17 protein-coding genes and 1 pseudogene are annotated in these 16,974 nt (G+C 58.4%); 4 read left to right on the top strand and 14 right to left on the bottom strand.

Annotated elements, in window-relative coordinates; all coding sequences use genetic code 11:
- Positions 1-230 precede the first annotated feature (230 nt).
- Both PCPL58_RS06585 and PCPL58_RS06580 read left to right on the top strand, forming a co-directional pair.
- Positions 231-680, top strand: coding sequence for a DUF2384 domain-containing protein (locus tag PCPL58_RS06585; protein WP_003345986.1), 450 nt, complete (start codon positions 231-233; stop codon positions 678-680).
- Positions 677-1,138, top strand: a complete 462-nt coding sequence (locus PCPL58_RS06580; RefSeq protein WP_065349080.1) for an RES family NAD+ phosphorylase — start codon at positions 677-679, stop codon at positions 1,136-1,138. Before PCPL58_RS06585 ends, PCPL58_RS06580 begins: the two co-directional genes overlap by 4 nt.
- A 333-nt stretch (positions 1,139-1,471) precedes the next feature.
- Here PCPL58_RS06580 and mltA read toward each other — a convergent pair whose 3' ends face one another.
- The 7 genes from mltA to PCPL58_RS06545 all read right to left on the bottom strand — a co-directional run bounded on the left by mltA (position 1,472) and on the right by PCPL58_RS06545 (position 8,932).
- Complete coding sequence (gene mltA, locus PCPL58_RS06575; protein ID WP_065349079.1) at positions 1,472-2,683, bottom strand: murein transglycosylase A; 1,212 nt, start codon at positions 2,681-2,683, stop codon at positions 1,472-1,474.
- 250 nt (positions 2,684-2,933) lie between these two features.
- A complete protein-coding gene (locus PCPL58_RS06570; protein ID WP_003345975.1) occupies positions 2,934-3,419 on the bottom strand; it encodes a GNAT family N-acetyltransferase in 486 nt (161 codons plus the stop codon).
- 54 nt (positions 3,420-3,473) lie between these two features.
- Complete coding sequence (locus PCPL58_RS06565; RefSeq protein WP_065349078.1) at positions 3,474-4,715, bottom strand: phospholipase D-like domain-containing protein; 1,242 nt, start codon at positions 4,713-4,715, stop codon at positions 3,474-3,476.
- 63 nt (positions 4,716-4,778) lie between these two features.
- On the bottom strand, positions 4,779-5,429 hold the full coding sequence (locus PCPL58_RS06560; RefSeq protein ID WP_065349077.1) for a MotA/TolQ/ExbB proton channel family protein: 651 nt from the start codon (positions 5,427-5,429) through the stop codon (positions 4,779-4,781).
- 25 nt (positions 5,430-5,454) lie between these two features.
- Positions 5,455-7,737 (bottom strand): TonB-dependent receptor, encoded by a 2,283-nt coding sequence (locus tag PCPL58_RS06555; RefSeq protein WP_016567204.1) that lies wholly within the window; start codon positions 7,735-7,737, stop codon positions 5,455-5,457.
- Positions 7,738-7,757: 20 nt separating this feature from the next.
- Positions 7,758-8,522: an energy transducer TonB family protein gene (locus PCPL58_RS06550; RefSeq protein ID WP_065349076.1), complete on the bottom strand. Its 765-nt coding sequence runs from the start codon at positions 8,520-8,522 to the stop codon at positions 7,758-7,760.
- A 2-nt stretch (positions 8,523-8,524) separates the two neighbouring features.
- Positions 8,525-8,932 (bottom strand): ExbD/TolR family protein, encoded by a 408-nt coding sequence (locus tag PCPL58_RS06545; RefSeq protein WP_003345964.1) that lies wholly within the window; start codon positions 8,930-8,932, stop codon positions 8,525-8,527.
- 201 nt (positions 8,933-9,133) lie between these two features.
- Between PCPL58_RS06545 and PCPL58_RS06540 the strand changes: the two genes are divergently transcribed.
- Both PCPL58_RS06540 and PCPL58_RS06535 read left to right on the top strand, forming a co-directional pair.
- A complete protein-coding gene (locus PCPL58_RS06540) occupies positions 9,134-9,697 on the top strand; it encodes a GNAT family N-acetyltransferase (RefSeq protein ID WP_065349075.1) in 564 nt (187 codons plus the stop codon).
- Entirely contained in the window at positions 9,694-11,265 is a 1,572-nt protein-coding gene (locus PCPL58_RS06535) for an alkaline phosphatase D family protein (RefSeq protein ID WP_065349074.1), read from the top strand. Before PCPL58_RS06540 ends, PCPL58_RS06535 begins: the two co-directional genes overlap by 4 nt.
- Positions 11,266-11,292: 27 nt before the next feature.
- On the opposite strand, the gene PCPL58_RS06530 is transcribed toward PCPL58_RS06535, so the two are convergent.
- The 7 genes and pseudogenes from PCPL58_RS06530 to PCPL58_RS32570 all read right to left on the bottom strand — a co-directional run.
- Complete coding sequence (locus tag PCPL58_RS06530; RefSeq protein WP_065349073.1) at positions 11,293-12,369, bottom strand: type VI immunity family protein; 1,077 nt, start codon at positions 12,367-12,369, stop codon at positions 11,293-11,295.
- A gap of 46 nt (positions 12,370-12,415) precedes the next feature.
- Positions 12,416-13,495 (bottom strand): type VI immunity family protein, encoded by a 1,080-nt coding sequence (locus PCPL58_RS06525; RefSeq protein WP_065349072.1) that lies wholly within the window; start codon positions 13,493-13,495, stop codon positions 12,416-12,418.
- Between the two features lie 46 nt (positions 13,496-13,541).
- A complete protein-coding gene (locus PCPL58_RS06520) occupies positions 13,542-14,618 on the bottom strand; it encodes a type VI immunity family protein (protein ID WP_065088326.1) in 1,077 nt (358 codons plus the stop codon).
- Between the two features lie 9 nt (positions 14,619-14,627).
- A complete protein-coding gene (locus PCPL58_RS06515; protein WP_065349071.1) occupies positions 14,628-15,353 on the bottom strand; it encodes a VRR-NUC domain-containing protein in 726 nt (241 codons plus the stop codon).
- Positions 15,350-15,916, bottom strand: a complete 567-nt coding sequence (locus PCPL58_RS06510) for a PAAR domain-containing protein (protein ID WP_024959433.1) — start codon at positions 15,914-15,916, stop codon at positions 15,350-15,352. The genes PCPL58_RS06515 and PCPL58_RS06510 overlap by 4 nt, the downstream gene beginning before the upstream one ends.
- Complete coding sequence (locus PCPL58_RS06505; RefSeq protein WP_414860611.1) at positions 15,916-16,308, bottom strand: PAAR domain-containing protein; 393 nt, start codon at positions 16,306-16,308, stop codon at positions 15,916-15,918. The genes PCPL58_RS06510 and PCPL58_RS06505 overlap by 1 nt, the downstream gene beginning before the upstream one ends.
- 227 nt (positions 16,309-16,535) lie before the next feature.
- Positions 16,536-16,970, bottom strand: a pseudogene (locus PCPL58_RS32570) (methyl-accepting chemotaxis protein); the annotation flags it as partial.
- Between the last annotated feature and the right edge of the window lie 4 nt (positions 16,971-16,974).

The following is a 16,974-nucleotide window of genomic DNA, read 5'->3' as shown; positions in this document are numbered from 1 at the left end:
ACGGCGGACAGCACGTATACGTTTAGTGGCACCATCGGAAGCGACTGGCATCGAGCCTATAACGCGAGATCAGTAACATTCAAACTAAACCTATAGCCTAAGTCGGTGATTTTTGGAGTTTCTGTAGTTTTATTCGCTGTCCGTTGCTGTAAATCACTGTCGCGACGTCGGAAACGTGCATATTATCAAGTGATAGATTTAATAGTAATCACTCGATAGGCAGGTGTGCCATGTCTTTGCCCATAAGCGACTACCATCCGGCCGTGCCCCGGCAGGACGATTTCTGGCAACACCTGGGAATCCCTGCACGAGGTGCGCGGCTGTACTCGGCGCTGCATGACGGCTTGCCGTATGAAGTCTTCGAACGTCTGGCGCATTACACCGACCTGAACCGCTCGACCCTGGCCGAACATCTGGGCATCGCTCCGGCGACCTTGCAGCGACGCCTCAAGGTACGCCGCTTCAATGCCGAGGAAAGCGATCGGCTGTTCCGCCTGGCGGCGGTGTACAAGGCGACGCTGGACCTGTTCGAAAACGACGCCGAAGCGACTCGTCTGTGGCTGGCCAACCCGGTCTATGGGCTGGGCAATCGCAGGCCGCTGGAAATGCTCGCGACCTCGGCCGAGGCTCAGGCAGTGCTTGACCTGATCGGCCGCCTGGAGCACGGGGTCGTGGCGTGATAGCGGTCTATCGACTGGTCAAGCGCAAATGGCTGGCGCAGGCCTTCGACGGTGAAGGCGCCAAGCTCTACGGCGGACGCTGGAACAGCAAGGGCAACGCCTGCGTGTACTGCGCGGGCAGCGAGTCACTGGCCCTGCTGGAAGTGCTGGTGCACCTGAACACCGCCACTGTGGCTCAGCACTACACGATGCTTGAACTGCAGATTGCCGAGGAGCACGTCCTCAATGCGCGCCCGGACACACTGCCCCGCGACTGGCGTGAAGAACCCGCGCCACCGGCAACCGCCTCGTTCGGCGACGACTGGCTGGCCTCCGCTCAGAGCCTGGCGCTGGCAGTGCCCAGCGTGATCATCCCGCGCGAGTCCAACTACCTGCTCAACGTCCAGCACCCCGAATTCAGGGCGGTTGTGGCAACTGCCAAAGAGCTGGAGTTTGTGGTCGATCCGCGTTTGGGGTGAGTTGGCTAAAGGTCAGTCCACTGCCTGCCCCACGTGTTATCACTCATCCAGATCGGCTTGAAAGACAGCCTAAAAGTCCTGTCCACCGTAGAAAATACCCAGGATTTTTACCTGCACGGCATCCACAGCAAAGGTTATTACGGCACGCTTGCGATAATGAGTAATACGAAGCCCGGGACGTATATCCAACCTATGGCTCTGGCGGCGCTGTTGGCAGCACTCTCGCCCCATTGCATTTGGCTATTCCAGGCGTATTTGGAAGGAAAACGGGGGCATGAAGAAGATAGCTACCTATCCATCGAGCAGGACGGTAGCTATCGAGGTGAAGGGATTTCAGTGACTAGCGGCAGCCGAGGTTGTTGCAGGAACTGTTTCTGCGGACTGAGGCAACGGCATGCCCTTGGGCCATAACAGCCAGATATTGCCTTTCTGCTTCATGTCGCCAGCCAGCTTACCCGCCTCATCGCCGGTCCCCCAGAACAGGTCGGCGCGTACTTCACCGGCAATCGCACCGCCCGTGTCCTGGGCAGCGACCGGACGCACCACGCTGCTGCCATCCGGCCGCGTGGTGGAGAGCCAGAGCAGACTGCCCAGCGGAATCACCTTGCGATCAATGGCCACGCTATAGCCTGGGGTCAGCGGCACATTCAGCGAGCCGCGCGGACCTTCGTTGCTGTCGGGGTTACGGGCAAAAAACACGTAGCTGGGATTGCTCGCCAGCAGCTCGCTGATCCGCTCCGGATGCGCCTTGGCCCAGGCCGCGATGCTGCCCATGGTCACGTCTTCCTTCTTCAACTGCCCCTGCTCTACCAGCCAGCGACCAATCGCGCGATACGGACGACCGTTCTGATCGGCATAGCCCAGACGCAGCTGCGAGCCATCCTCCAGACTCACGCGCCCCGAGCCCTGAATCTGCAGGAACTGCAGATCCATCGGGTCAGTCAGCCAGGCAATCACCGGCGCGTTCAAGCCTTGCGCGCTGATCGTCGCAGCGTCGTCGTAAGGCTTGAGCACCCGCCCCTCAAGCCGACCGCGCAGACGCTTGCCTTTGAGCTCGGGGTAAATGCTGTCCAGATTGACCACGATCAGATCTTCCGGAATGCCATACACCGGCACATTGGCCGTGGCGGTCTGCGTCAGGCTGCCCGGATAAACAGGCTCGTAGTAGCCGGTGATCAAACCATCGGCACTGCCCCCGTCGGCGCGCAGGCTGTAGACCTGCAGCTGCTCCTGCAAAAAGGTGCGGATCTGCGCAGCATCAGGCGCAGCCGCAAGACTCGCAGCCGCCGCACACGTTGGCCCCCACACCGCATCAGATTTCAAACGCACACACGCACTGCGCCAAGAGGCAAAACCGGCCTGCAAATCCGCGTCGGACACCGCAGGCAGCGCGTCCCAGCCAGCCTGGCTATACGTGGTGTGCGGCGGCGTAGGCGGCGTCACCGGCTTGTCGGACTTATCGGACTTGTCACACGCGGTAAGCAACGCAGCCAGTGGCAAAACCAGCGCCAGACCCCGCAACCATGGCTTGAAAGAGAGCATCATCAGTAGCACCAATCCGTTTACAGCCCGCAGCAGGCTGGTGGGTGAAAGGCGTCATTGTGGCTGAAGCGGGCAGAGGGGCCTAGGGTTTGTCTGAAAAGTCGACCTGGATGATGTGGAGACGCGGCGCAAGAGAAAGATGGAGTCGAGCAAGTCAGCGCTCATGAGTGGTAAGCGTTGGGCCGGTGCTGCACGGCTCCGACTTCGTACCTGATAACAAACAGGCTGCATTCCGAGGGTCTTTTAAAAGACTTCAGTAGACCGCTGCCATGCTGAAAGCGTCTATGTACTCGCCATCTCGATAGGCGAATTTCCTGTGCGTGCCCTCTATGACAAAGCCGTTCTTTTCGTACAGTGCGATAGCAGGCTTGTTATCAACGAAAACAGTAAGCTCCAGGCGCTTTAAATTCATCCATCGAGAGGCAGTGGCGGTGAGCTCGTTCAATAACAAGTCACCAATACCCTGGCGATGATGACTGTCTGCAACCCCCATCCAGAAATCAGCTACATGCTGCCTGCGCCCCTGAAAACGATAGAGCATGGCGCAGCCGACAACCATGCCATCGCACTCGGCAACGAGGGACAGCCCAGAAGCACTTCGACTTTCGACAAGCTTTTTTACGTCGTTGGTTGACTGGTGCGGCATACGAAGCGTCCACCAACGGAATACCGGTTGTTCAAACATAACAGCCAGCGAAGACCAGTCACTGTCTGCCATGGCACGGACGATCAAGCTCATTTCAGCCCCCTCACTAACGCTGCCCTGCCCTTTCGGCTACCTATCTGCTTACTGTCAAGGCTTACCCGGATGTGGTTCCGGGTAGTCGCGATTGATGTCGATGGGCTTGGCGTACGGCCCATCCCAAAGCTGCTCGTGCAGTTGGCCGATGCGTTTGGCCATCGAGCCGTTGTGCATCACCACTTCAAGATTGCGCGAGTTGTCGAGGTAGCCGCCCAGCCAGTTGCTAGTGCCTACCCAGGCAACCTGATCATCAATATCCATGGTCTTGCTGTGGATCACGCGTGCATAGGGGATAAAACCCTGAGCCGCCATCGGCAATGTGACGATGCGCACCTGCACGTTGGGCACCAGGGCCAGACTCTTGAGGTAGGCGACTTCGGGCATACCGGTGTTCCAGTCGGACACCATGAGTTTGATCGAAACGCCGCGGGCGGCTGCGCTGCGCAGGGCATTATCGATGACCGCATAGTAAGGCCGGGTTTTGTCGGGCCCGTAGGACAGGGGCGCGTAGTCCAGCAACTGGACACGAACCTCGCTTTTGGCTTGCGCCAGCAAACGGGGCAGTTCGGTCTGGGAGTCGACGACCCCCGGCGGGTTATAGCGCTGCGGACTGGCGATCAGGTAATTGCCGTTGGGCAAAGTGCTATCGACGGGGCGCGGTACAGGAACCGGTTTGCCCTCGGTAATGGCGGCCTGGGCAAGCCAGTCCTGATCGAATATGGCCTGCGTCTGGCGTACGACGGTCGGCTCGTCAATGCGCAGGCCGGTTTCATGGATATGCTCCAGCGAGCGCCAATCGAAGTTCTGACTGCCGATGAACGCCTGTCGGCCATCCACGACCAGGAATTTGGCGTGAATGATGCCGCTGCCCGTGAGCTTTGCGTAGGGCAGTACGCGTAAGGTGAGGTTGGGGATGGCGCGCAGTCGCTCAAGGGTCTGCGGGTCGGAAAGTTTCAGGCCTTTTTCTTCCAGCAGAAAACGGATTTTCACTCCGCGCTGCCCGGCTGCCGTCAGGCTTTCAAGCACCTTGTCCATGACCGAGCCTGCGTGGTCGGCGACATAGAACTGTTCGATGTCGATACGCTGGCGAGCCCCGTCAAACAGCTCGCGCCAGACCTCGCCGGGCGCTCGCAGGTCAGGCGTCTGCAGGTCAGACCCGACCGGCACGGTGTGTACCAGTTCGAAACCCGGGATGGCGAAGTCTGCTTGCGCGCACGAACTGCCCAGCAGTAACGCTGCGATCACGGCGCGGGAGCTCAGGGACAGTCGACGGTACGAAGGGTAAAAGGGCATTGCGAGCCTCATCGCCAGACACAGACAAGATGGCGCATGCCAGAGCACGCGCCGTTAAGTGGATCAGGCCGTCCGGTATTTCGGTTGGGCCGACGCAACCGGATGCTCGGCCTCGTCATGCACACGTGCTCCGCTGGAAGCGCGGATCAGCAGGATCTTGAGTTGGTCGTTGATACGTTCCAGGCTGTCCTGAAAGTAGTTGTGAAAGACCACGCAGAACAAGGCAATGGCAATACCCAGCCCGGTCGCGAACAGCGCTGTACCGATACCGGCGGAAATCTGCCCGGGGTCGGACACCCCGGCACTGGCCAGGGCCTTGAAGGTATCGATGATGCCCAGAATCGTCCCCAACAAGCCCAACAGTGGCGCAGCGGTGGTGATGGTTTCGATCAGCCAGAGGCTGCGGGCCAGCGGTGCGCGAGTGCTCAGGTACTGGGTTTCGATGACGTCATCCAGATCCCTGCGCGAGCCCTGCGCATTTTTTTGCACAAGCACCGGCAGGACCATTTCCAGTGGCAGGCTGGTTCGCCGTGTCAGCGTCTCCGGCAGATCCTTTGCACTGTGTACCGAAGCACCGAGTGCCGTTTGCAGCGCCCGCGACTGGCGACGCACGTAGGCAAAGTAGATGCCTCGTTCGATCGCGACAAAGATCGCTATCGCGATGGCGGCGTACATCACATAGAGCGTGATGTCGTGGAGCTGATTCATGTCCATGGCAAGGACCTCTGGTCAATGAAGATTAGAAATTGGCTTCAAGAGAAACGGTGACCGTACGCTCGACCCCGACGATGTAGGCCGGGTCGCCATCGCGGAAACCGCTGTAAGTGCCCGCGTTGGTTTTGGTGGTGTACACGCCGTCCAGGTATTCCTTGTCGAACAGGTTGTCTACGTTCAGACGCAAGGTGGCGTCCTTGACGATTTTCTTGTCCACCGGAAGGTAGATCCCTGCGCCCAGATTGAAGATGGTGCGCCCCGGAATGCTTTCGTCGTTGGTCAGGTCGCCATACAGCTTGCTGGTGAGCTTGGCACCAAAGGTCCCGTAATAACTGCCGTCGTCGTAGCCGATGTTGGCGGCCAGCATGTTCTTCGGCACGTTGGTAAATTGCTTGCCACTGGTGGGCAACTCGATGGCGGCGCCGTTATTGAAGACGGTTAGGTCATCTTTCTGTTTGGCGCGGGTGTAGGTGTACGAGGTGTAGTAATTGAAATGGTGCGGCAGCAGGCCACTCCATTCCAGTTCCAGACCGCTGTTGTCGACTGCACCGGCGTTGATGTCGGCAAAGTCGCCATTGACGTCTTTTGATGACACCTGACGGTCTTTGAACTGCAGGTAGAACAGCGTGGCCGCCAGCGTCATGTCCTGTTCGGTGTAGCGCCAGCCCAGTTCGTGGTTCCAGCTGGTTTCTGGCTTGCTGTCGATGGAGCCGGTGCCCGGGTCATACAGAACGTAGTTCTGCGGCACGCGCATGTTGCGTGACAGGCTGTAGAACAACTGGTCGCGCTCATCCAGCTGGTATTTGAGGCCGACGTTCGGCAACAGCTTGTTGTAGGTCTGGTCCCGTTTTTCCGGCCGCTCGGTCAGGCTGCCGTGGTTGGTGCCTTCGCGTTCAACGTTCATGAAGGCCAGGCCGCCGACCAGCGTCCAGTCCGGGGCGAAATACCAGGTGTCCTGAGCCCAGACTTTTTGTGCAGGCGTCACGGTATAGCGGTCACGGCCCTGGATCTCATTGCCATTGGCATCGACCATGTAGTCCGAATCAGGCTGGATGCTTTCAGGCTTGCCATTGCTCTTCAGGCGGATGAAGGGCTGAGTCTGCGACTGACGCGCGCGTTCATACCAGTAGCCGACCTGTACGCTGTGTTCGTCGTTGACGTCCCAGTTCAACTTGGTGGTGATCCCCGGACGCCAGGTCTGGGTGCGCGAAGGACGGTAATACACGCCAGTGGTCGATGACCCGTCTGCGTTATAAGCCGCCGCCGTCGGCAGGTTGCTCAGGTCGAATACACCGTTCTGGTTCGAACCGCGGTTGAGCGCATAGGAAGAGCTGTTCACGCCGCTGCCGTTACCCCAGAAATAATAGGGGACGACGGAAAGAGACAGGTTGTCGGCCAGTTTGAATTGGGTATTGAGCACGCCGGTGAACGTCTGGAACGGGTTTTGCGCCAGCTCGTAGTAGCTGGACAATTTGCCGTTGCTGCCCAGTGCAGGCGTCGAAGGATAAGGGTCAAACTTGCGCCCGTTCTGCTGGAACTGACTCTTGGTGAGCTGGCTGTAACTGTTGTTGTCCTGCTCGTGGTACTTGAGGATCAGGTTGGCGGTATTGCCCGAGCCCATGTCGAAGAAGCTGTTCCACTCCACCTTGTCGGCACGCACCGCGCCATCGCCGCGCCATTTCTGACCTTCGGTGTGAGACATCGACAGCCAGTTGCTCAGCCCGTTGATTTCTCCGGTGTTGAGTCGCGCGAAGGTCTTGTAAGTGCCGTTGCTGCCCGCCACCTGCTTGACGAATGCGCCGGTTTCCTTAGTGGGCCGGATGGTGACGATACCGATGTTGCCGCCGCTGGAACCGATATGCGGGCCGTCACTTTCGGCAGAGCCTTGAGTCACGAAAATCTGATCGATGTTTTCCGGGTCCCCCAGCAGGTTGGAGTACAGCGCGTAGTTGCCGGAGTCGTTGATCGGCATCCCGTCTACCGACATGCCGACCTGATCGGAGTTGAGCCCGCGCATGGTGAACTTGAAACCGGAAAGACCGGTGGCGTCTTCGCTGGAGATGTTCAGGCCCGGTGTGTACTTGAGCTTGTCGATCGCGTTACCTGTCGCGGTCTGCTTGTCGAGCGCCTCCTTGGTCACCGTGGAGCGCGCCTTGATGCTCTCCTCCTGCACCATGTAGCCACCGCCAACCGTCGCCCTGCCTTGCACGCCAATGGTGCCGACATCACTGGCACTCGAGTCGGCCATAACCATGCCGTGACTCATGCCCGCGGCGACCAACGCAAGGTGAATTCTGGAAAACTTCATCACTTTGTTCCTTGTCAGTGCTATTGCACGCTGTAGTTGAAGGTGGCGGTGAAGCGCTGTTCGTTGCGTCCACCAAAGGCTTGCTCGGGAAACGGCTTGACCTGCTTGATGCGTCGCAGGCTGTTGGCGGCTGTGCGGTTAAGCAGCATGCTGGAGGCCTGGGTCTGAATGCCGGAGTCCAGCACTCGCCCCTGGCGGTCGACCAATAACCACACCACAACCTCGCCACTCGGGCGCTCCAGTGAGGCCTGGCGGCCGGTCGGGTATTGTTTGTAACCGTCCAGTTCGCTGCGCAGTCCTTTGAGGTAGCCACCTTCCATACCCTGGGTGTCGACCTTCGGCGCTGCGGGTGGCACAGGCGGTGACGGCGGCGCAACCGGGGCGCTGGCGATCGGCTTGCTGGGTGCCTGAACCGGCTCGACGGGTTTTGCCACTGCCGGTTTGGGCAAGGGTTTAGGCCGTGGTTCTGGCTTGATCTCTGGCTTTGGTTTTGGCTTGGGAGCGGGCTTGGGCGGCGGTGGTGGTGGCGCCGGCTCGGCTTCTTCGCTTTCGACTACGGGCGGCGGAGGTGGCGGCTCGTCAGGTTGTACCGCAGGCGCCTCGGGCTGCACGACGGGCTCGGGCGCGGGCTGCTCGGGCTCGACCAGCGCCAGCTCCACGGCCGATTCGTCATAGACCGGCTCCATTTTCAGCGGACGGGTCTGCACACCGATCACGATTGCGATGAGCGCCACCAGCGCGGGCAGGGCTCCCAGCCACTGACGTACACGAAACAGGAAATACATAGTCAGGATTTGCGCGTGGCGATGGAGACTGACGTGAAACCACCCAGACGCAGGGTGTCCATGATCTCGACCAGACGGGCGACTTCAACGCCCTTGTCACTGTTAACGATGATCGTGGTTTTGCTGTCGGGTTTTTCCAGCGCCTTCAAGGCAGGCACCAGGGCGTCGACCGTGGTCGCCTTGCCATCAAGCTGTAATTCGCCGTTGAGCCCCAGCGTCAGGATCGATTTGTTCTGCGGCTTGAGCTGCTGTGAACTGCTGGCACTCGGCAACTGGGTTTTCATCCCCAACGCCGGAATCACGTTCAGGCTTACCAATACGAAAAAAACCAGCAGGAACATCATCACGTCGATCATGGGGATCAGTTCGATGTGCGCCTTGCGCTTTTTAGGTTCGTCCCACGTTCTCATGCCAGCCTCTCGCTTTCTTGTTAGAGGCCGAGAATCTAGCAACCGAACATGACCGATCGGCTGGTTTTACAAGACCGATACATGACCGTTACATGGCTGTTACCTGTACATCTCATGGCACTTAAATGATTCTTCAGGCCGTCACGGAAATGCCATAACAACGCGCCAGCGTTTGAGCATTCAACCCGACGGAAAATACGGATGAACCACCCGCTGCCCATTATCAGAACCTCGCGTCTGCTGCTCGCCGCGTTGCAGCCTGAACAGGCGCTTACCTTGTCACGCCTGGCCGACGAGCCGACCATTGCGGCAACGACCGCGGCACTGCCCAGCCCCTACACCCTTGAGCATGCGCAGGTATTCATCGCACAGACCCACGACCAATACGCCGCCGGTCAGACGGTGAGCCTCGGGGTTCACATCCAGGAAAGCGGAGAGCTGACCGGGATCGTCTCGCTGCGCCTTTCGATGTCGCATCACAGCGGCCATCTGGGTTACTGGACAGGAACGCGATACCAAAATCAGGGTTATGCCTGCGAAGCGGCTAAAGGCTTGCTGAAGCATGGCTTCACGGACATGAACCTCAACCGCATCGCTGGCCAGTGCTTCAGCGACAACCCGGCCAGCGCCAGGGTCCTGGAGAAGTGCGGGTTATCGTATGAGGGCTGTACCAGAGAGGCATTTCTGAAAAACGGTGTGTTCAAAAACATGCTGCTGTTCAGCCTGTTGCGCTCGGAATACGCATCATCAGAGGCCACGTCATGACAGATTTCAACCCCGACCGTCGACGCATCATCACCGGAGTGGCCGGTGCAACATTGCTGTCGATCCTCAGCCCGTTTGCGCGCAGCGCGGGGGTCGATTATCCATTCACGCTCGGCGTGGCATCTGGCGATCCGTTGCCGGACGGCTTCGTGATATGGACACGTCTGGCGCCCAAGGTGATGACGCCCTCGGGCGATGGCGGGCTGAGCAAGCCCGTTGAGGTGCGCTGGAAGATCGCCAGCGATGCGGCCATGGTTCACGTAGTCCGCACAGGACAGGCCACCGCCCACCCGCGCCTTGCCCATTCGGTGCACGTCGAAGTGAGCGGCTTGCAGCCTGGACGTCCGTATTGGTATCAGTTCGAGAGCCTGGGGGCGCAAAGCGCTGTCGGGCAGGCCTGCACGGCACCGCTGGCCAGCGCCATGGTCTCGGCGCGGTTCGGCTTCGTGTCGTGCTCGCACTGGGAGGCCGGGTACTTCAGCGCCTATCGACACCTGGCGGCGGAGCGCCCGGACCTGGTGTTCTTCCTTGGCGACTACATCTATGAGATAAACGTGTCCGCGGAAAACCCTCGGTTCCCGCGTCACCACGCTACACCTGACCCCATGGACCTGGCGGGCTATCGCAATCGATACGCGCAGTACAAGACCGATCCCGACCTGCAAGCGCTGCATGCCTGTGCGCCGAGCGTCGCCACCTGGGACGACCACGAAGTGCAAAATGACTACGCCGCCCAGTGGTCACAGGACCCCAACGTGCCGGTGGACAGCTTTCTGCGCCGCAGGGCCGCCGCCTATCAGGCGTTTTACGAACACATGCCGTTGCGCGCCAGCAGCCTGCCCAAAAGACAGGAAATGCGTATCTACCGCAACCTGGACTATGGGCGTCTGGCACGTTTTCACGTGCTGGACGGTCGACAGTACCGTTCCGAGCAACCCTGCATCCAGGCCAACGGCAGCCGTCGAGGTCATGTCGCGCCCAGCGACTGCCCGGATCTGCGTGACCCGAAACGCACCATGCTCGGTTGGGAACAGGAAACCTGGCTGGACCGCAGCTTCGCCGAGTCTCCCGGCCAGTGGAATGTCATTGCCCAGGATTTGCTGGTCGCGCCACTGGAACAGCGCGATCTCAAGACCCAGGCGCAGGGCCACTGGACCGACGGCTGGGACGGCTACATGACCACCCGCGAGCGCGTGCTGGCCTCCCTGCAACGCCACCAGACTCGCAACCCGGTGTTCTGGGGTGGCGATATCCATTCGTTCTGGACCACCGACCTGCACGCCGACGCGGGCAATCCGGATTCAGCCATCGTCGCCACCGAATTCGTCGGCACTTCGGTAACCTCCAGCGGGCCACCGTTCGAAGCCTTCAACAGCATTCTCGGCCTCAACCCACACGTGAAGTTCTTCGACAGCCGTCAACGCGGCTATGTGGCCGTCGACCTGAACGAACAGCATATGCAGACCCGCTTTCAAGTGGTGTCGGATGTGCTGGACCCTGCGGCGAGCGTGTCGACGCTCAAGGGTTTTGTGGTGGAGGCTGGCAAGGCGGGGGCTGTTGCCGGGTAATCGCTCGCTTACCCGTTGCGCAAAATGTCACATACGATCAGGCAACGTGGTGGCTTTGGTCAGCCTGGGCTCATCTAACAGTCTGGCCTTGTAAGCCATCAGCTCATCCTCTTCGATATCGAAGCGTTTGAGCCATTGCTCGGCTGCCCAGCCGATGATGCGTGGTTCGCCGTCCCTGGAGGCGTAGTGCAGGCTGAACTTTGGGGAACGAATTTCTTTTAATGATCTGTTCGGCAATACCAATCGTGCGGGCTTTGGCTGATCGGTCGGCGCGGCTTCCGGCGTAGGCCCGGACTGGATGACCAGCCCTGAACCGTAGCCATAGAGCGCAAACCAGTCCATCGGCAGTTCGGCCTGAATTTCCCCTATCCCGCCTATTTTTTCTACCAGTCCATGGTTCAAGGCCGTCAACCATGAGACGGTTTTGATGCCTTTATGAGCATGAGTAGACCCGGCAACAGGATGACCCACATCAAGCCCGTGTAGCTTTTCGGTCAGAAACGCCTCGAACGGCTGATTGTCACTCATGCGCACGGCAGACAGCACCAGACCATGACCGCCATAGCCATGAATAGCCTTCAAGCGCCTGGCAAAACTTACGAACATTACTTGAAAAGCGGCCGGATGCTCTTCGACGTAAAGCAACGGCACGCTGAAACGCAGCGCTGAAGTGCCGCGCACGATCATTTTTGCCTCCCAGCCTCGCCGACCGAAAACCTTGAACTCCCAGTCACCGGCGTCATGAGCCTGCTTACCGCTAATGTAGGTAAAGCTGACCAAGTCGTTTTCATGCATGCGTTTCATCATGTTCCGCATTGCCGGAGCCTTGGAATAGGCAAACTTGTCAGGACCCTCTGGTGGCTCCTCACGCCACAACCAGGTCAGGTGTTCCTTGGCGAGGGCTTCATATTCGTCGAAACATAAACAGATAGCCTCGCGCACTTCGGGCAGGTGAGCGTCATTGAAGAACAACGTGCCGGTGATCGCAGGCACGACGCCTACGTAATCCTGCGGGCCTTGTCTGGTCAGCAGCCCGCCAGGAATATGCATTTTCTCGAGATGTTCGCGCATCAACTGAACCGGATCGGACAGAAGATCAATCATATCGAGTCCTTGCCGTCCTGCACCGATGAATAAGGAGCAAGTGACATCACAAGCGATCCGGCAAAGTGGTGGCTTTAGTCAACTTCGGCTCATCAAGTAGTCTGGCTTTGTAAGCCATCAGCTCATCCTCTTCGATATCGAAGCGTTTGAGCCATTGCTCGGCAGACCAGCCGGTGATGCGCGGTTCGCCAACACTGGAGTTACGATGCAAACTACCTATCTGCGGCATCCTGACATTTTTAAACATCATGTTTGGGAGAACCAATCGAGCAGGCTTCGGCTGATCAATGGGCGCTGCTTCAGGTTTTGGCCCAGCCTGAATGACCAATCCCGAGCCATAGTCATAAAGCGCGAACCAGTCTATAGGTAGCTCGGCTTGTATTTCATCTACCCCGCCCACTTTTTCAATCATTTTGTAGTTGAGCGCAGTAAGCCAGGATACGGTCTTTATACCGCTTGCGGCCGCTCGGCAAATATCAATTGGTCCTCCAACATCGAGTCCATTTAATCGCTCCGAGAGATACGCCTCGAAGGGCTCGTTGTTGTCGCTACGCACTAGAGAGAGAACAAGCCCAAGTCCGCCGTAGCCGTGAACAGCTTTTAATCTTGCGGCGAAGCTCACAAACATAGCCTGAAAAGAAGTTGGGTTATTTTCGACGTGGAGCATCGGCATACTGAAACGTAGAGAGCATAGCCCCCAAGTTCCCATCCTAGCTTTCCAGCCACGCAGTCCATAGACTTGAAACTCCCAATCGCCAGCGTCGTGTGGTTGCTCGCCGCTGGTATAACCAAAACTGAAAAGATCGTTTTCAGTCATGCGCTTCACCATATCGCGCATAGGTTTGGCCTTGGCCTTGGCTATCTTATTCGGTCCCTCAGGTGGCTCTTCGCGCCACAGCCAACTTAGATGTTCCTTGGCGAGGGCCTCATATTCGTCGAAGCATGAACAGATGGCCTCGCGTACTTCAGGCAGGTGAGCATCATTGAAGAACAACGTACCGGTGATCGCAGGCACACTGCCGACGTAGTCCTGCGGCCCTTGCTTGGTCAGCAACCCTCCAGGAACACGCATCTTCTCGCGATGCTCGCGCATCAACTGAACCGGGTCGGACAGAAGATCAATCATATCGAGTCCTTGCCGTCCTGCACCAAGGGATAATGAGCAAGTGACATCACAAGCGATCCGGCAAAGTAGTGGCCTTGGTCAGCCTGGGCTCATCTAACAGTCTGGCTTTGTAAGCCATCAGCTCATCCTCTTCGATATCGAAGCGTTTGAGCCATTGCTCGGCTGCCCAGCCGATGATACGTGGCTCGCCGTTCTTGGAAGGGTTGTGCAGACTGACCTTGGGGGCACGAATTGCCTTGAGCAGCCTGTTGGGAAGCACCAATCGGGCGGGCTTTGGCTGATCGGTCGGCGCGGCTTCAGGTATCGGTCCGGACTGGATGACCAGCCCTGAACCGTAGTCATAGAGTGCAAACCAGTCCATCGGTAGTTCGGCTTGGATCTCACCTATCCCGCCTATCTTTTCTACCCATTCGTTGCTCAAGGCCGTCAGCCATGAGACGGTCTTGATACCCTTGTCGGCTGTCTCGGATGCGCCAAGTGGTAGCCCTACATCCAGGCCATTTAACTTATCCGCAAGCATTGCTTCGAAAGGCTGGTTGTCGCTTATACGTACCGCAGACAACACTAGCCCATGACCACCATAGCCATGAATAGATTTCAGACGCTTGGCGAAACTTACAAACATAGACTGGAAAGCAATAGGGTTCTCTTCGACGTACAGTAATGGAACACTGAAGCGCAAAACGGATGCGCCCCAACTACCCATCTTCGCTTCCCAGCCACGAAGCCCCGAAATATAAAACTCCCAGTCACCAGCGTCGTGAGCTTGTTTTCCGCTGGTGTAACAGAACCCCATCAGGTCGTTCTCTTTCATGCGCTTCACCATTGTGCGCATGGGCGGCGCCTTGGCGTAAGCGAATTTGTCTGGCCCCTCTGGCGGCTCTTCGCGCCACAGCCAAGTTAGATGCTCCTTGGCGAGGGCCTCATATTCGTCGAAGCATGAACAGATGGCCTCACGCACATCAGGTAGATGCGCATCATTGAAAAACAACGTACCGGTGATCGCAGGCACGCTGCCTACATAGTCTTGCGGACCTTGTTTGGTCAGCAGCCCTCCGGGGACACGCATCTTCTCGGGATGCTCCCGCATCAACTGAATAGGGTCGAACGGTAAATCGGTCATATCAAGTCCTTAAAGCGCAGGCACCATTCCGGGCGGCGGACGCTTGGTCAGCAGCATGTACAAGATACCGGTAAGCAACGCTGCCGGGCCGAGTTGCTCAACAGGTATTTTGGAAGAATTGGGCTCAGATTGATTACAGTCACAGTCCCCCGGCCCCAGTTCAACCAGCTTGGTTTGGTCACCAGCTATACGGATGTATGCCCTCTCCTGCTTTATATCCATCTTGTCCGGCGGAAACTTTATCTCCACAACCTGCTTGATGTTGTCCTGCGTTGGAGGCTTGGTCGGATCGTTGACGATCACCACATCAGGCCGCCGAACCATGCCTTCACCGGCGGTAAATGGCGGGCGCCGGGAGCCCTGATCATCCGGCGCATCCCACCATTTTTTAATCCAGCCGGGCAGCCAGTCATGCCCCTTGGTTTCCACGTTCCGGTCCATGATCGGCGCCGGCGGTTGTCGGGTCATGTCGTAGTTGACCTCCGGCTTGTATGGGCTGCGGTGCTGGAGGATGCCGTCGAGCGCTTTGAGCTGTCCGGAGACGCAGGACTGCTTGAGCGAGCGTCCATCCTTGCCGATGCCTGGCGTGCTCTTGCATTTGCAGATTGCCGAACACAGTACTTTCTTGTCAGCGAAGTCCAGTTCGGGCTTGCTGAACTTCACCGGCGTGGTGCTGCCCTCTGGGGACATTCCGCCATTGGCCAACGGCGCACCGGGCTTTATGGGCTCGCTCATGATTGGCCGGGTTCATCAATGAGGTCAAACGCCAGCGCTTCGTCGGTGTCGCGTTCGACCCATTGGGTGAAACCTTCGTCATCGGTGCTGCCGGTCAGGTACTGGCCGTCGGACGAGCGCACGCGCACTGGCTGACCGGCGATGGGCTTGCCAGTCGCTGCATCCAGCACTTGAAAGCGACCGCGAAAGATCTTCGCGGATGAATCCAGCGGCTCATCCTGATAACCCGCCATTAGGCCGGGACTGATGCGGCCAAATCCATCGATCAAGCCGCCCTGGACACCCGACGCCGCGCCGCTGGAAGGATAGGTCATGGTGCTGACCTGGCTGGAATAGAGCATCGCGCCACAGGTAGTCCGGCAGCCGTGATAGGCAATGGCTTTACCGTCTTCGATCAGGCTGGGGTCGCCCTCGGCGATCGGGAACACGCCTTTACAACGCGGGCACGTCACCATGTCGCCTATACGCGCACACCCCTTGCCATCGATCAACATAGTGGCGGCGCCTGATACAACGACGCCACCGTGGGAAGTCATATCGCCAATCACTATAAGGGGCAGCATCAGTATGCTCCCGTTGGCGAAACAGGATCGTGCAGGCCTGGAGCCGCCGACTTGTCGGCATACTCCACGACTACAATACCGCTGTGATCGGGACCAGTGATGACGTCGCCATTTTCAAAAAGGCTGCCGACCAGGGCGACTTGATGACCTTCATGGTGCATTGCAGGGCCAACACCAGACACAATGCGTGATTGGCTGCAATCAGGGTAATGCGCAAGGTCTCCCACCAGTGCCACGCGCCCACCCGTCGTGTGCATGTTGCTGGTGGCGACGATACGGCCACCACGTTGCGTGGTAGAGCTTTCGCTCGCGACCGGAAAGCGCTTTTTAACGGGTTTGATCGCGACTTTCGCTATGTACTCGTCGGCCAGGCGTTTTCCATCGATTTCCATGCCGTTCATGGTTGCTCCCTGCAGTTATGGTCTGTGCAGGGGATTTTGCCAAGCAAACAGGCATCACGCTAGCGGTTTGGCGTCAGATGAGAACGTGTCGTGCTGAGCGAAATAACTGTAGGAAAATCCCGACACAACGGAAAAAGCTTTTCCGCCGGGTGGAGAAAAAGCCTTTTCGTCCATTCAATACGCAACCATTGAAATGAAGTCTCGGTGCTCAGAGGGCGCTACTTCAACTGATTGGCAAACCGCCCCACGGCACCCACCACCTGTTTGGCCCCCTCCTGAATCTCGACGATCACCGCACCGGCCTCGTTGGCCAGCATCAGGCCCTGTTCCGCCTGGGTGCGGCTGTTGGCCATACCGCGTACCGCCTCATCGGCCAGCGACTGATTTTGCTGCACGACGCTGACGATTTCTTCGGTTGCAGCGCTGGTGCGGCCTGCCAGTTGGCGGACTTCGTCAGCCACCACGGCAAAGCCCCGGCCCTGTTCACCGGCACGCGCGGCCTCGATGGCGGCGTTGAGCGCCAGCAGGTTGGTTTGCTGGGCAATGCCACCAATGGTCTGCACGATGGAATTGATCAGCAATGACTGTTTGCCCAGCGCTTCAATGCCCGAGGAGGCCGTCTGCATTTCTTCGGAAATCTTGCGCATGGTCTGGACA

This window comes from Pseudomonas cerasi (assembly GCF_900074915.1).
In the GTDB taxonomy this organism is placed as follows: domain Bacteria; phylum Pseudomonadota; class Gammaproteobacteria; order Pseudomonadales; family Pseudomonadaceae; genus Aquipseudomonas; species Aquipseudomonas cerasi.
Note: the sequence above shows the minus strand (reverse complement) of the source record. Positions and strands in the feature narration are given on the sequence as shown.

Coding starts and splice junctions, on each gene's coding strand:
- PCPL58_RS06535 (WP_065349074.1), top strand. CDS start 9,694: ATGACAGATTTCAACCCCGACCGTCGACGCATCATCACCGGAGTGGCC.
- PCPL58_RS06515 (WP_065349071.1), bottom strand. CDS start 15,353: ATGAGCGAGCCCATAAAGCCCGGTGCGCCGTTGGCCAATGGCGGAATG.
- PCPL58_RS06560 (WP_065349077.1), bottom strand. CDS start 5,429: ATGGACATGAATCAGCTCCACGACATCACGCTCTATGTGATGTACGCC.
- PCPL58_RS06550 (WP_065349076.1), bottom strand. CDS start 8,522: ATGTATTTCCTGTTTCGTGTACGTCAGTGGCTGGGAGCCCTGCCCGCG.
- PCPL58_RS06570 (WP_003345975.1), bottom strand. CDS start 3,419: ATGAGCTTGATCGTCCGTGCCATGGCAGACAGTGACTGGTCTTCGCTG.
- PCPL58_RS06565 (WP_065349078.1), bottom strand. CDS start 4,715: ATGCCCTTTTACCCTTCGTACCGTCGACTGTCCCTGAGCTCCCGCGCC.
- PCPL58_RS06530 (WP_065349073.1), bottom strand. CDS start 12,369: ATGATTGATCTTCTGTCCGATCCGGTTCAGTTGATGCGCGAACATCTC.
- PCPL58_RS06540 (WP_065349075.1), top strand. CDS start 9,134: ATGAACCACCCGCTGCCCATTATCAGAACCTCGCGTCTGCTGCTCGCC.
- PCPL58_RS06525 (WP_065349072.1), bottom strand. CDS start 13,495: ATGATTGATCTTCTGTCCGACCCGGTTCAGTTGATGCGCGAGCATCGC.
- mltA (WP_065349079.1), bottom strand. CDS start 2,683: ATGATGCTCTCTTTCAAGCCATGGTTGCGGGGTCTGGCGCTGGTTTTG.
- PCPL58_RS06505 (WP_414860611.1), bottom strand. CDS start 16,308: ATGGAAATCGATGGAAAACGCCTGGCCGACGAGTACATAGCGAAAGTC.
- PCPL58_RS06545 (WP_003345964.1), bottom strand. CDS start 8,932: ATGAGAACGTGGGACGAACCTAAAAAGCGCAAGGCGCACATCGAACTG.
- PCPL58_RS06510 (WP_024959433.1), bottom strand. CDS start 15,916: ATGCTGCCCCTTATAGTGATTGGCGATATGACTTCCCACGGTGGCGTC.
- PCPL58_RS06585 (WP_003345986.1), top strand. CDS start 231: ATGTCTTTGCCCATAAGCGACTACCATCCGGCCGTGCCCCGGCAGGAC.
- PCPL58_RS06555 (WP_016567204.1), bottom strand. CDS start 7,737: ATGAAGTTTTCCAGAATTCACCTTGCGTTGGTCGCCGCGGGCATGAGT.
- PCPL58_RS06520 (WP_065088326.1), bottom strand. CDS start 14,618: ATGACCGATTTACCGTTCGACCCTATTCAGTTGATGCGGGAGCATCCC.